The following is a 13017-nucleotide window of genomic DNA, read 5'->3' as shown; positions in this document are numbered from 1 at the left end:
AGGCCGGGAGATTCTGGACCGTGGGGCCCCCGCCCCTCCCCGCCGACCCGGCAACTCCTCTGCCTACCGCACTCATTGACGCCCCCTCCCCCCGTCACTACCTTCCGCAGAGCGCTCTCACCATTCATCCGCGGCACGTCCCCGGGTCCCGCCGTCACCTGTACGGCCGGCGAAGCGAGGTCTACAGGTCCACGGCGAGGGCGGGGCGCGTCGCGTTGCCGGGGAGGCCCCATGACTCCAGCACGAAGGTCCCGAAGGGCGACACCTCTCACCGTCAGGCACTCGGCCACCGCGTTCACCCTCGCGCTTCTCGCGGTACTCGCCCCGCGCCCGGCGTCCGCGGCAGGCACCGCTGACACCACCGGTACCGCTGACACCACCGCCACCGCGACCGTCTGCAACAGATTCTGCGACGCCCGTGACCCCGCCCTCTCCTTCGGCGACCGCATGCCCGTCACGGCGGCCGTCCACGGGCGGTCGATCGCCCTCCACCTCGACGACACTTCCGCGATGGGCTGGGGGTCGATCGACAACGGCAATCCGGGCGACGAGGTCTGGCTCGACCGCTCCTTCGACGGCGGACGCACCTGGAGTTCCGGGAGCAAGCTGGGCGACACCACCGTCCCTTCCGGGCAACGGGGCTGGCGCACGCTCATGTACAACGTCGACGACTGGAACAACCGGGGCGTCGGCGCACTGCGCGCCTGCGGCAAGGCCGGCGACCGTACCGAGATCGCGTGCACCCCCTGGGCCCGCGCCACCTGGAACGCCGGCGACCGGCGAACCGCGGCGGCCACCGGCCTGATGACCTTCTACAACAACGCGACCGGCCTGTTCGACACCACCGGCTGGTGGAACTCCGCGAACGCCCTGACCGCCGTCATCGACAACATCCGCGTGTCGGGGATGGGCAGTTACTCGTACGCGATCCCCCGCACGTACGAGCTGAACCTGAACGCGCGGGACGGGCAGTTCCGCAACGAGTACATCGACGACACCGGCTGGTGGGGGCTCGCGTGGATCGCCGCGTACGACCTGACCGGTGACCGCCGCTACCTGGACACCGCCCGCGCGGACGCCGATCACATGGCCGCCTACTGGGACGGCACCTGCGGCGGCGGCGTGTGGTGGAGCACGGCCAGGACGTACAAGAACGCCATCCCCAACTCCCTCTACATCCAGCTCAACGCCGCCCTGCACAACCGCATCCCGGGTGACACCACGTACCTCGGCCGGGCCCGCGCCGGCTGGTCCTGGTTCCAGGGCACCGGCATGATCAACGGCTCGAACCTGGTCAACGACGGCATCGACCTGACCACTTGCCGCAACAACGGCCAGCCCGTCTGGTCGTACAACCAGGGCGTGCTGCTCGGGGCGCTCACCGAACTGAACCGGGCCACGGGCGACGGGGCGTTGCTCACCCGCGCCCGGCAGATCGCCGACGCCGCGACCACGGCGCCCTCCCTGCACACCCCCGACGGCATCCTGCGGGACCCGTGCGAGAACGGGGACTGCGGCGCCGACGGCCCCTCCTTCAAGGGCGCCCACGTGCGCGGACTGGGCAAGCTCGACGCGGCGCTGCCGGACCATCCGTACACCGGCTATCTGCGACGCCAGGCGGACCGCGCCCACGCGAGCGACCGGAACCCCCTCGACCAGTACGGACTGCGCTGGTCGGGCCCGGTCGACACACTGGACGCGGCCCGCCAGCAAAGCGCCCTCGACCTCCTCAACGCGGCGCCGTAGGCCATGGAGGGGACCCCTGGTCACCGACCCCGGCGGAGGTGGCTCCAGCCGGGGTCCGGGCCGACGCCCGCCGCACCGGACGGTGCCCACCCGGGTGTGTGGTGGGCACCGGCCTTCGGTGGTCAGGCTTCGCCGGTCTTGCCGGGGGCGGCGTGGAGGTCTGGGGCGGGGAGGGGGTGGGCGGGTTCTTCGTGGGCCTCGATGGTGACGTGGGGGGTGATCCTGTCCAGCCAGGCCGGGTACCACCAGTTGGCGTTGCCGAGCCATTGCATGATGGCGGGGACGAGCATGGGGCGGACGATGAAGGCGTCGAGGAGGACGGCGAGGGCGAGACCGAGGCCGAGGAGCTTGATGGTCAGTCCGTTGCCGAGCAGGAACCCGCCGAACACGAGGATCATGATGAGGCCGGCCGCGGTGATGACGGCGCCCGTATCGGACAGGCCGACGGTGACGGCGCGGTGGCTGTCGCGGCTGAGGAGCCATTCCTCGTGGATGCGGCTGACGAGGAACACCTGGTAGTCCATGGAGAGCCCGAAGAGGATGGCGAAGAACAGGACGGGCAGGAAGGCTTCGATGGGGCCGCCGCCTCCCAGACCGAGGGGTTCGCTGAGCCATCCCCACTGGAAGACGGCGACGATGGCGCCGAACGAGGCCCCGGCGGCCAGCAGGTTCATGGCGGCAGCGGTGAGGGCGACGAGGACGCTGCGGAAGGCGACCATGAGGAGCAGGAAGGACAGGCCGACCACGGCGAGGATGAAGTAGATCATCTTGTCGGCGAGGGAGGCGGAGAAGTCCACGAACATCGCGGTCTCTCCGTAGACGTAGATCTGGGTGTCGCCGTCCGGGTGCAGGGGCGCGAGGGCCGTGTCACGCAGATGGTCGACCAGGTCCACGGTCTTCGCGTCCTGCGGGCTGCTGATCGACTTGAACGCGACCAGCGCGATGTCCTTGCCGATGGGCAGTGCGGTGATGCTGCTCCTGTTGACGTTGGGGACGGCGGCCAGTGTGTCGGTGACCTTGTTCATGTAGGGCTCGTCGGCGGCGCCGGGTCCCGCGACGACCAGTTGCAGGTTGGAGTTGTAGCCCTGTCCGTACGCCTGCTGGATCAGTTCGTAGCCCTTGCGACTGGTGGAGGAGGCGGGGGTGTTGCTCTGGTCGGGGTGGCCGATGCGCATGGAGAGGAACGGAAGGGCCATGACGGTCAGAAGGACGGCGGCGGCGACACCGGCGATCACGGACCGCCTCTGGACGAGGGTGGCCCAACGGGTCCACAGCGGAGGGCGAGTCGAGGCCGCGCGGCGTGCGGTCAGCCGGGCCGTGATCGGCCGCAGCGCCCCTTGCAGCAGGTAGAGCACCCAGAACAGGACGCACAGCGGCGGGATCACGCACAGCAGGAGCTTGACCCGCTTGTCGGAGGGGAGTTCTTCGCGCTGGGAGCGCGGCAGGGCCCGCCGGCCGAGCAGCGACAGCATGGCCGGCAGCAGGGTCAGTGACGCCAGCATGGTGAGGCTGACGGCGACCGCGGTGCCGATCGCCACGCCGTACAGGAAGCCGGCGCCGAGGGCGCAGAGACCGAGTATGGCGATGCAGACGGTGACGCCCGCGAACAGCACCGCCCGGCCCGCGGTGCTCAGGGCGGCGGTGATCGACTCCTCGACGCTCAGGCCCCTGCGCAGGTTGCGCCGATGGCGGGTGACGATGAACAGGGCGTAGTCGACGCCCACGCCGATCACCATGAGTTCGGCCAGGGCCGAGGTGAAGTCGGTCACCGCCATGACGTGGGTCAGCAGGGCGATCAGTCCCAGTCCGCTGCCCAGGGCCGCGGCGGCGCTGATCATCGGCAGGAGGGTCGCTCCGAAGGTACGGAAGACGAGGGCGAGGATGACGAACGCCGCGAGGAAGCCCAGGACTTGGGGGGTGAGCAGACGGGTGGGCGCGTCGACGCCGTCGAAGGTGTCACCGGTGAACTCGACCTGCAGGGTGGGCGAACGCAGGGTTTTCAGATGGTCGTAGACCACCTTGGGGGTGCTGTCGGCCGGTTTCGGCTCGTCGTACGCGACCTCGACGATGGCCGTCCTCTTGTCCGGGCTGATCAGGTCGGGCCGCGGTGTGGCATCGCTCGTGCCGTCGGCCGGGGTGCAGGCGACGTGTCCCCAGGGGGTCGTGATGGTGGCGATGTGGGCGTCGGCCACGCCGCAGACCGCCTTGTCGGCCCGCTGGACGAAGCCGTCGGGCTCGCTCGTCAGCGTGCCGGTCCTGGCGTGCAGGACCAGGGTGCCGGTCGGGTTGTTCTGCTGGGCCAGGTGCGCCTTGGCCAGCAGGTCGGCCGCCGCCTGGGAGTCGGTGCCCGGCAGCTTGAAGTCGTCCTTGTACCGGGCGCCGCCGGCCGAGGAGGACAGCACCTGGATCAGGACGATCGCCGTGATCCAGCCGGCGATCACCCACCATCGGTGCCTGATCGCGAACCTCGACAGAGCCTTCATCGGTGTCTCCACATGGTCGGCCGCTCAGGGCGGGAAGCGGTCCGCCCGGTGAGCCGGGCAGGCCGAAGGGTTCCTCGGGCGAAGAGGCAGCACGGCCGGCCGTCGGTCGTCACCGGGGAACGGCGCCGACAAGGCTGTGAGCGGACATCGCGCTGCGGGTCGGGACGGGGATGGGACGGGGGGGGCGGGACGGGGGACACGACGGGGACGGGGACGCGACGAGGGACGTGCCAGGCGTCGGTCAGGCCGTGCGGGCGGCGAAGCGCGGCAGGTCTCCCGACGGTTCGCGCACCTTCAGCGCGGCTCCGGCCAGGACGTGGGCGCGGGAGAGACCCCCGGGCGCTCCCTCAGTCGTGCGAGCACCCGCCCGGGTACGCGCACCGCCGCGCCGTCCGCGTCGTGGTCGAGCATCCGAAGGCCGAGGGAGCGCGTGGAGTAGTCCAGGCTGCGCCCGAGGTCCGCGACGGTCGCCTCGACGGCGTCGGGCGCCAGTCGAGCGCCCATCCGCCCGGCCGGATCGGAGCGGGTCATGGTCGCTTCTCCCCTCCGGGAGCCAGGACGCGTGCGAACGGCCTGACGGCCTTCGCCACGACCCCCGTGAGGGTGAAGAACAGCGTCAGCTTCCGCGGCGGGCCCTTGACGAACATCATGTCCAGGCCCCGCTGCGACGCCGCGGCCGACTTCGCCCCGCGCGAGAACATCGCCTTCTCGTAACGGGACAGCGCCGCCTCCGTGTCGGGGCCGGAAACGATCTCGCGGGCGAGGTCGGCGCCGTCGATGAGCGCCAGGTTGGCGCCCTCTCCCGCGAACGGCGACATCAGGTGCGCGGCGTCCCCCACGAGCGTCACACCGGGCACCCGCTCCCACGTCAGACCCGTCGGCAGGGCGTGGACCGGCCGGGGCCGGAACGTGTCGTCGTCGCACCCACGGATCAGATCGGTCAGTTCACCGGCCCAGTCCGGGTACTCCCGCAGCAGCCCCGCGCGGGCGGATGCCGGATCGTCCCAGTCGATGCCGCTGGTCTCCGCCCATCCCTCGGCCACGCGCAGGCCGCACCCGAGCGCGATGGTGTCCCCGCCGTGCCCGCCGATGTACCTGTGGTCCGAGAGCGCGAAGAAGTTGCCCCGCCCGACCAGTGCCAGCGCCTCGGGGTGCCTGGCCGCCGCGTCGGACAACCGGATCTCCACCAGCGTGATCCCGGTGTAGGCGGGCCTGACGGGCGTCAACCGCGGCCGAATCCTGGACCAGGCGCCGTCCGCGCCGACCACGAGACCGGCGCGCTCGACCGCACCGTCGGTGAACGCGAGGAGGTGCCCACCGGCTGCCGGCCGCGCATCGGCCACCTTGCGCCCCCACGCGATCGTGCCGGGCTCCAGCGAGTCGATCAGCAGCCGCCGCAGATCCGCGCGGCCGATCTCGGGACGGCCCCGGCCGCCCGGCGGCTCGCGCCGGTCGATGCGCACCCGTCCGCTCTTGTCGAGCAGGCGCAGGTCCTCACCTCCGGTGTGCGTACGGGCGAGGAAACGCTCGTACAGGCCCGCCTCCTTCAGCGCGATCTGGCCGGTGTCCTCGTGGATGTCCAGCGAGCCGCCCTGGGGGCGCGCGTCCGGCACGGCGTCCGACTCGTACACGGTGACGGCGATGCCATGGCGCTGGAGGACCCGCGCACAGACCAGGCCGCCCAGACCGGCACCGACGACGGCCACGCTCCGTACCGACATGCGTTCCTCACCCCTTTCCGACGACGGCGGACTTCCGAGGCGCCGAACGCTATTCGTCACGAACACCGTTCGTCAAGCTGTTGACGGTGCGCGTTCGTGACGAATAGCGTTCGTCCGTGGCCGAGAGAGACCCCTTCCGTGAATCCCGTGTGGAGAGTCGCCGCAACCGGCCGGCGAAACCACCGCTGAGCCGGGACGCGATCGTCGACGAGGCGCTGCGCCAGATCAGCGCGGAGGGCGGAGCGGAGGGCGGCGCCCCTCTGAGCCTCCGCAAGATCGCGAAGGCGCTCGACACGGGACCGGCCTCGCTGTACGCCTACGTCGACGGCATGAACGAGTTGCAGGCCCTCGTCCTCGACCACGCCCTGGGGGCGGTCGAGACCGCGGGTGACGGTTTCTGGCGCGACCGGCTCGAAGCGCTCCTGCTCTCCTACGCGACGGTGCTGGCCCGCAGCCCCGCCCTGGCCCGGATGGCGTTCCAGACCACCGCGGTCGGCCCCCACGCCCTGCGCATCAACGACGCCCTTCTCGGACTCCTCGCCGAAGCCGGCGTCGACCAGGCGGACGCGGCCTGGGCCATCGACCTGCTGTCCCTGTTCGTGACCGCCACCGTGGCGGAACACGCCCAGGACACGGGAGCCGCCGAACCCGGCGGTCCGATCGAACAGGCACTCGCCCGGACGTCAGCCGGTCAGTACCCGCGCGTCCACGCCGCCCGGGACGACATCCTCTCCGGCACCGGCGAGGAGCGGTTCCTCTGGGGGATCGACATCCTCGTCCGCGGCATCCTCGCGCGCTCCCAGTCGCGGTGAGCGGCTCGCCACCGTCCTGACCGCGTCACGCACGGCATCGCGCGACCGACGTCCGGCCCCCGCGGAGACGCGAGCGAGCCCCGGACCGGTGCACGATGCGGTCCGGGGCTCGCTGGCTGCCGGGGCCCTCTTGCCACCGGTGGGATTCCAGGTCATCGACGTCCGTGCGGCGGACGCGCCCTCCTCGTCGACGTGCGCGGTACGTGCCGGTACGCGTCCGGGTGGTCCGGCCCCGCTCCACGGGTCCGGGTCCGGGTCACGCCGAGGGGTCCGGGTGGCCGGCGCGGAGTTCCTCGTTGATGCGCTGGGCCTCTTCGAGCTGGTCTTCGAGGATGATGATGCGGCAGGCGGCCTCGATGGAGGTGCCGGCGTCGACGAGTTCGCGGGCACGGGTGGCGATGCGCAACTGGTAGCGGGAGTAGCGGCGGTGGCCGCCCTCCGAGCGCAGGGGCGTGATCAGGCGATGTTCGCCCAGGGATCGGAGAAAGGCGGGGGTGGTGCCGAGCATGGCGGCGGCCCGTCCCATGGTGTAGGCGGGATAGTCGTCATCGTCGAGGGGGACGGCGGGGCGGGTACTGCGAGGGGGCATAGACCTCTTCTTCCGGGGACGCGTCGAGGGGCCCGGACGCCGTCTGGCGTCCGGGCCCCGAGCTTTCACACCATCCGCCGGCTGACTGCGCCGGCTCTCTGTGTCCGCAGATCCCGCCCGGGAGGGCGAGGGGACTGCGGGGATCGCGGTTGCGTGACCGGGGACCACCTTCCAATCCGGGGCCTGCGGTACCCGGGCCGTGCTGCTCACCCGGGCGATCCTGATGGCGTTCTGCTCCTTACCTCCTTGTACTGCTGGGTTGCGCGGTACTGCTGTGCGACCCCTGGGGCCGCTCGGCCCGGCAGCCAGTGGAGGAACCCATCACCTCTGGCTCCTCCCCTCCACTGCCGGTCCGTGCTTACTTCGTCTGCTTGCACGGCAGTTCGTCTCTGCCGCGCCTGTCGACTCTGGCTACAAGGACAACACTAATCCCCGACGGCCCCAATGTCTACATCAGCGGCTACAGATTTACTCCAGGCGCTGATGCGAGGACCCTGCCGCCCCTACGCCCGCTTGCCTTCCCCGCCGGCCGCCTCCCCGTCCGCACGGAGCAGCGCCCGGCACGGCCTGTGCCGGACGAGAGGTGACGGTCGGCGCAGCACATCAAGCACGGGCAACCCGGAGCCCCCTCGGACAGGCTTTCGAGCCTGTCCCCGGCCGCCGGGGATACCCACCCCGAGGGACCCCCGCAGGCACCCGGACACGGATCGCCGCCCCCACGCCCACGCGGGGGATGCCCGTACGCACCGAAAGGAACCGCCCATGCAGACCGTCACCCTGAACAACGGCGTCGAGATGCCCGTCCTCGGCTTCGGCGTGTACCAGATCCCGCCCGCGGAGACCGAGCGGGCCGTCAGCGACGCCCTCGCCGCCGGCTACCGGTCCCTGGACACCGCCGCCGGGTACGGGAACGAGGAGGCCGTCGGCCGCGCGATCAAGGCCGGCGACATCCCCCGCGCGGAGCTGTTCGTCACGACCAAGCTCTGGATCTCCGACGCCGGCGAGGACCGGGCGAGGCGGGCCTTCGAGACCTCGCTGCGCAAGCTCGGCCTCGACCACGTCGACCTGTACCTGATCCACCAGCCCTACGGAGACGTCTACGGCTCCTGGCGGGCCATGGAGAACCTGTACAACGGCGACGGCCTGGTGCGGGCGATCGGGGTGTCGAACTTCCACCCGGACCGGCTCGTGGACCTCATCGACCACAACGAGGTCGTGCCGGCGGTCAACCAGATCGAGACCCACCCCTTCTTCCAGCGCACCGCCGACCAAGAGCTGATGCGCGAGCGCGGAGTGCAGATCGAGTCGTGGGGGCCGTTCGCCGAGGGCCGCAACAACCTCTTCACCGACCCGGTATTGAGCGGGATCGCCGCCGCCCACGGCAAGTCCGTGGCGCAGGTCGTGCTGCGCTGGCTCGTCCAGCGCGGCGTCGTGGTGATCCCGAAGTCGGTACGCCCCGAGCGCATGGCGGAGAACCTGGACGTCTTCGATTTCCGGCTCACCGGCGACCAGATGGCGGCCATCGCCGCCCTGGACACCGGCGCCTCGCTGTTCTTCGACCACCGAGACCCGGCCATCGTCAGCCGGCTCGGCAACACCACCCTCGACTCCTGAACCATCCGAAGGGACGGGCGGCGGAAAGGGACCTGCGCAGGAAGCCGGCCACCTCGACGGAGGAATCGGCCCACCAAGCCATGGGCGAGAGCAGCCGCGGTGGGACGTGCTCGCGGACCGGATAACGCAAGGGCGGGCACGCCAGAATAAGGTCACCGGGAAGGTGAACATGGCGTTGCACGGGTGGGTAAATATCTATTGCCGCAACCTGAGATTTCGACGGAAGTTGCAGACAGATTCCTTGCGGAAATGACCAGCGCGGGGTTCTTCACCGCACACAGACCACTGCGGCGTGCTACTGTCGATCTCAGTTGCAGTTGTGGTTCCCGAAACTTCAAGTGCTCTCCGGCCGGCCATCGCGCCGCTGGAAGCACTTTTATTTTTTCCGGTCTTTTCCGGGCGGGGTGATCATCGCGCGACACGGCGTCCGCACGGTGCGGGCTCCGGTGCACTGCCCCGAAGGAGAAATGACATGGCTGCTGGTACCGTGAAGTGGTTCAACGCGGAAAAGGGCTTCGGCTTCATCGAGCAGGACGGCGGCGGCGCCGACGTCTTCGCCCACTACTCGAACATCGCCGCCCAGGGCTTCCGCGAGCTCCAGGAGGGCCAGAAGGTGACCTTCGACATCGCGCAGGGCCAGAAGGGCCCGACGGCCGAGAACATCGTTCTCGCCTGACGCCGACTGTCGCTTACTTGTAGCTGGGGCCCGCATCCCTCGGGGTGCGGGCCCCAGCTACATGCGTTTCCGGCAGTGATGTCCCGGTCGACGACGACCAGGAAATCCGTGGCTTCACCGCGCACGGACCGTCCTTCAGGGTGCAGACGCCTCCCTTCATGGGCACGGCCACATCACAGCGGACGCTCCGAATATCGAGTCCCCACCGCGTCACTCATTTCAGCGCTCGCGCCCGCACGGTTCTTTCCGTCGGCCGGATTCGCTGTCGCGTCCCACCGGCCCATTCTCGCGATTCTCCGTGCCGCTCATCGCCGCGGGAATTCCTTGATATGCGCCGCATCGAGGAAGGTTCCGCATGAACCGCACAGGCACGAACGACCGCTTCTCCCGTACCCGTAACGGCAGTGCCGGCTCCGGACGGGGTGGCAGCCGATTCGGCGGGTCGGCCCCGAGCCGGTCGGCCGGTCCGAGCAGTTCCGGCCAGGGCCGCCGGCCCGCAGGAGTCCAGGGGGAGTTCGCCCTCCCCCGGACGATCACCCCCGCGCTTCCCGCCGTGGAAAGCTTCTCCGATCTCGGCATGCCCGGAGAACTGCTGGCCGCGCTCGGTTCGGCCGGGATCACCACTCCGTTCCCGATCCAGGCCGCGACGCTGCCGAACTCCCTCGCGGGCCGCGACGTCCTGGGCCGGGGGCGCACCGGCTCCGGCAAGACCCTCGCCTTCGGGCTGGCCCTGCTGGCGCGTACGGCCGGACAGCGCGCCGAGCCCCGGCAGCCGCTGGCCCTGATCCTCGTACCGACGCGGGAGCTGGCGCAGCAGGTCACCGACGCGCTCGCCCCGTACGCCCGCTCCGTGAGGCTGCGGCTCGCCACGGTCGTGGGCGGCATGCCCATCCGCCGGCAGGCGAGCGCGCTGCGCGGCGGTGTCGAGGTCGTCGTCGCCACCCCCGGACGGCTCAAGGACCTCATCGAGCGCGGCGACTGCCGGCTGGACCGGGTCTCCGTCACCGTCCTGGACGAGGCGGACCAGATGACCGACATGGGCTTCATGCCGCAGGTCACCGCGCTGCTCGACCAGGTGCGCCCCGACGGCCAGCGCATGCTGTTCTCCGCCACGCTCGACCGCAACGTCGACCTGCTCGTACGGCGCTACCTGAGCGACCCCGTCGTGCACTCCGTCGACCCCTCCGCCGGCGCCGTCACCACGATGGAGCACCACGTGCTCCACGTCCACGGCGCCGACAAGCAGGCGGCCACCACGGAGATCGCCGCCCGCGACGGCCGCGTGATCATGTTCCTGGACACCAAGCACGCCGTCGACCGGCTGACTCAGGACCTGCTCACCAGCGGGGTGCGCGCCGCCGCGCTGCACGGCGGCAAGTCCCAGCCGCAGCGCACGCGCACCCTGGCGCAGTTCAAAACCGGACACGTCACGGTGCTGGTGGCGACCAACGTCGCCGCGCGCGGCATCCACGTCGACGACCTCGACCTCGTCGTCAACGTCGACCCGCCGACCGACCACAAGGACTACCTCCACCGCGGCGGACGTACGGCCCGCGCCGGTGGGTCCGGCAGCGTCGTCACGCTCGTCACTCCGAGCCAGCGCCGCGGCATGGTCCGTCTCCTGTCGGACGCCGGGATCAGGCCGCAGACCACCCAGGTCCGCTCGGGCGACGAGGCCCTCAGCCGGATCACCGGAGCCCAGGCCCCGACCGGCATCCCGGTCGTCATCACCGCACCGGTGACCGAACGCCCCAAGAAGCCCCGCGGTGCGGGCTCCCGAGGCCGGCGCCGCCCCGCCTCGGCCACCCGGCGTGCCGCCGCGCCCCAGCCCACGGCCGGTGCGGCCGCGTAGAACCGTCGCGGGCACGTCGGCCGGGCCGCGCTGTGCAGGGTCACGCTGTGCCGGGCCGCGCAGTGCAGGGCCGCGCAGTGCCGGGCCGCGCTGTCCCGGCTCACCGCCGTCCGGGACAGCGCCGGATACGCCGGCCCGATCCGCCTGGGTGAGATCGCCGAGGGCGGCGTGCCCGGACACGGCCGCGTCCCGGGTGTTTTGGGCGTCCTCGCGCTCTCCTTCCCTCCCTACTCTCCCGCTGAACCCGCGGGACGGCGGTCGGCCCCGTTCCCCGGCCGCCGGCCCCGTTCCCGGCCCGTTCCCTCCGCGTTCGGGTGTTCCGAGCGTCCGCCGGCCCCGCCCAGTTCCCGGGCCCGGCGGACGAACACCTCGTACAGGTCCTGCGCGGCCCGCGGCACGGAGTCCGCCTTGCGGCGCTGGAGCATGAGCAGGACCCCGGGCACGTCACCGGCGAGCGGCCGGCAGGTGAGGGTGCCGAGCCGCTGCAAGGGGTCGCCGACCACGCTGAAGTCCGGCAGGACGGTCACTCCCAGCCCTTCGGCCACCATCAGCTTGCCCATCTCCGCGCCGTCCGTCGAGTACGAGAAGGCGGGGACGTCGCCGTCCAGGAGCCGGTGCACCAGCCGGTGCATGACGTAGCCGGAGCGCATCGCGACCAGCGGCTCGGTCAGCAGGTCCGGCACGGTCACGACGGAACGGGACGCGAGCGGGCTGTCGGGACGCATGCACACCACGGGCCGGCCCCGCAGCAGGCGGGTGCAGTCCATGCCGACGGGTATGTCGTCGCCTTCGAGGTGGTTGACGAGGCCGAGGTCGAAGGCGCCCTCGAACAGGGCCCGTTGGATGTCCGTCTGCTGCGCCCCCACCACCTCGACCTGGGTAGACGGGTGCTCCGCCCGGAACGTCCGCACCACCGGCACGAGCAGCGGCACGGTCGCCGCGTTCACCGTGCCGACCCGCACCATGCGGCTGATCCGGTGCTGCTCCCCGGCCGCGGCGCGCAGCCGGTCCACCGCCTCCAGCACCCGCACGATGTGCGGCAGCAGTTCCCGGCCCTGCGCGCTCATCGTCGCCCCGGACCGCTTGCGGTCCAGGAGATCGACGCCCAGCTCCCGTTCCAGGTTCCGGACGGTCTCGCTCAGCGCGGGCTGCGAAAGGCGCAATTCCTCCGCCGCCCGGCGCAGTGAGCCGAGCCGGGTCACCGCGGCTATGTATTCGAGCTGTTCGGTCCGCACTCCGGCATCGTGCGTCCGAATTGACGAGCCGTTCAAGGGTTTCCCTGTCACAGGTTCGTGAAATCCCATGGTCAGCGGCGTGGAATACGTTGGGTTTCCCTTGACGGCTCACACGGCAGGCTGCCACCATCGACGGCATGAAGAAGCGACTGGAACTCACGCGGCGACGCCATGTCGACCTCGCACGCGTCTCCAGCACCTCCTGTCGCGCCGCGGCCTGATCTGCGATCCGCCGCCCCCTTTCCCCACGTTCGCACCGCCTGACCGGCTCACACACCCGCTGAGCGAC

The 13017-nt window shown here is 71.0% G+C and carries 10 protein-coding genes; 5 read left to right on the top strand and 5 right to left on the bottom strand.

Going from position 1 to position 13017, the window contains the following annotated elements; genetic code table 11:
• The first annotated feature begins 231 nt into the window (after positions 1–231).
• A complete protein-coding gene (locus tag J5Y05_RS01040; protein ID WP_210867809.1) occupies positions 232–1746 on the top strand; it encodes a glycoside hydrolase family 76 protein in 1515 nt (504 codons plus the stop codon).
• A 122-nt stretch (positions 1747–1868) separates the two neighbouring features.
• On the opposite strand, the gene J5Y05_RS01035 is transcribed toward J5Y05_RS01040, so the two are convergent.
• The 3 genes from J5Y05_RS01035 to J5Y05_RS01025 form a co-directional block, all read right to left on the bottom strand.
• Positions 1869–4229 carry an MMPL family transporter gene (locus J5Y05_RS01035; RefSeq protein ID WP_210867808.1) on the bottom strand — a complete coding sequence of 787 codons (2361 nt, stop codon included), beginning with the start codon at positions 4227–4229 and terminating at the stop codon, positions 1869–1871.
• Between the two features lie 294 nt (positions 4230–4523).
• On the bottom strand, positions 4524–4760 hold the full coding sequence (locus tag J5Y05_RS01030; RefSeq protein WP_210867807.1) for a VOC family protein: 237 nt from the start codon (positions 4758–4760) through the stop codon (positions 4524–4526).
• Positions 4757–5950: an FAD-dependent oxidoreductase gene (locus tag J5Y05_RS01025; RefSeq protein ID WP_210867806.1), complete on the bottom strand. Its 1194-nt coding sequence runs from the start codon at positions 5948–5950 to the stop codon at positions 4757–4759. The genes J5Y05_RS01030 and J5Y05_RS01025 overlap by 4 nt, the downstream gene beginning before the upstream one ends.
• Positions 5951–6066: 116 nt before the next feature.
• On the opposite strand from J5Y05_RS01025, the gene J5Y05_RS01020 reads away from it, so the two are divergent.
• A complete protein-coding gene (locus J5Y05_RS01020; protein ID WP_210867805.1) occupies positions 6067–6762 on the top strand; it encodes a TetR/AcrR family transcriptional regulator in 696 nt (231 codons plus the stop codon).
• A gap of 256 nt (positions 6763–7018) precedes the next feature.
• Here the strand turns inward: J5Y05_RS01020 and J5Y05_RS01015 are convergent, their stop codons facing one another.
• Positions 7019–7351 (bottom strand): MerR family transcriptional regulator, encoded by a 333-nt coding sequence (locus J5Y05_RS01015; protein WP_210867804.1) that lies wholly within the window; start codon positions 7349–7351, stop codon positions 7019–7021.
• Positions 7352–8113: 762 nt separating this feature from the next.
• Between J5Y05_RS01015 and J5Y05_RS01010 the strand changes: the two genes are divergently transcribed.
• The 3 genes from J5Y05_RS01010 (at position 8114) to J5Y05_RS01000 (ending at position 11493) form a co-directional block, all read left to right on the top strand.
• The gene (locus tag J5Y05_RS01010; protein ID WP_210867803.1) at positions 8114–8965 is read left to right on the top strand and encodes an aldo/keto reductase; all 852 of its coding nucleotides are present in this window, start codon (positions 8114–8116) and stop codon (positions 8963–8965) included.
• A gap of 472 nt (positions 8966–9437) precedes the next feature.
• Positions 9438–9641, top strand: coding sequence for a cold-shock protein (locus J5Y05_RS01005; RefSeq protein ID WP_210867802.1), 204 nt, complete (start codon positions 9438–9440; stop codon positions 9639–9641).
• Between the two features lie 355 nt (positions 9642–9996).
• Positions 9997–11493 (top strand): DEAD/DEAH box helicase, encoded by a 1497-nt coding sequence (locus J5Y05_RS01000; protein ID WP_210867801.1) that lies wholly within the window; start codon positions 9997–9999, stop codon positions 11491–11493.
• A gap of 227 nt (positions 11494–11720) precedes the next feature.
• Here the strand turns inward: J5Y05_RS01000 and J5Y05_RS00995 are convergent, their stop codons facing one another.
• Positions 11721–12728, bottom strand: coding sequence for a LysR family transcriptional regulator (locus tag J5Y05_RS00995; RefSeq protein ID WP_307853628.1), 1008 nt, complete (start codon positions 12726–12728; stop codon positions 11721–11723).
• Between the last annotated feature and the right edge of the window lie 289 nt (positions 12729–13017).

Source organism: Streptomyces tagetis, assembly GCF_018069565.1.
Classification (GTDB): domain Bacteria; phylum Actinomycetota; class Actinomycetes; order Streptomycetales; family Streptomycetaceae; genus Streptomyces; species Streptomyces tagetis.
The sequence above is the reverse complement of the archived record's forward strand: the minus strand, read 5'-3'. Positions and strand labels throughout refer to the sequence as shown.

What these genes read in the sequence shown, in the direction of transcription:
- J5Y05_RS01005 (WP_210867802.1), top strand. Translation starts at nt 9,438, where the DNA reads ATGGCTGCTGGTACCGTGAAGTGGTTCAACGCGGAAAAGGGCTTCGGC.
- J5Y05_RS01035 (WP_210867808.1), bottom strand. Translation starts at nt 4,229, where the DNA reads ATGAAGGCTCTGTCGAGGTTCGCGATCAGGCACCGATGGTGGGTGATC.
- J5Y05_RS01040 (WP_210867809.1), top strand. Translation starts at nt 232, where the DNA reads ATGACTCCAGCACGAAGGTCCCGAAGGGCGACACCTCTCACCGTCAGG.
- J5Y05_RS01025 (WP_210867806.1), bottom strand. Translation starts at nt 5,950, where the DNA reads ATGTCGGTACGGAGCGTGGCCGTCGTCGGTGCCGGTCTGGGCGGCCTG.
- J5Y05_RS01000 (WP_210867801.1), top strand. Translation starts at nt 9,997, where the DNA reads ATGAACCGCACAGGCACGAACGACCGCTTCTCCCGTACCCGTAACGGC.
- J5Y05_RS01030 (WP_210867807.1), bottom strand. Translation starts at nt 4,760, where the DNA reads ATGACCCGCTCCGATCCGGCCGGGCGGATGGGCGCTCGACTGGCGCCC.
- J5Y05_RS01015 (WP_210867804.1), bottom strand. Translation starts at nt 7,351, where the DNA reads ATGCCCCCTCGCAGTACCCGCCCCGCCGTCCCCCTCGACGATGACGAC.
- J5Y05_RS01010 (WP_210867803.1), top strand. Translation starts at nt 8,114, where the DNA reads ATGCAGACCGTCACCCTGAACAACGGCGTCGAGATGCCCGTCCTCGGC.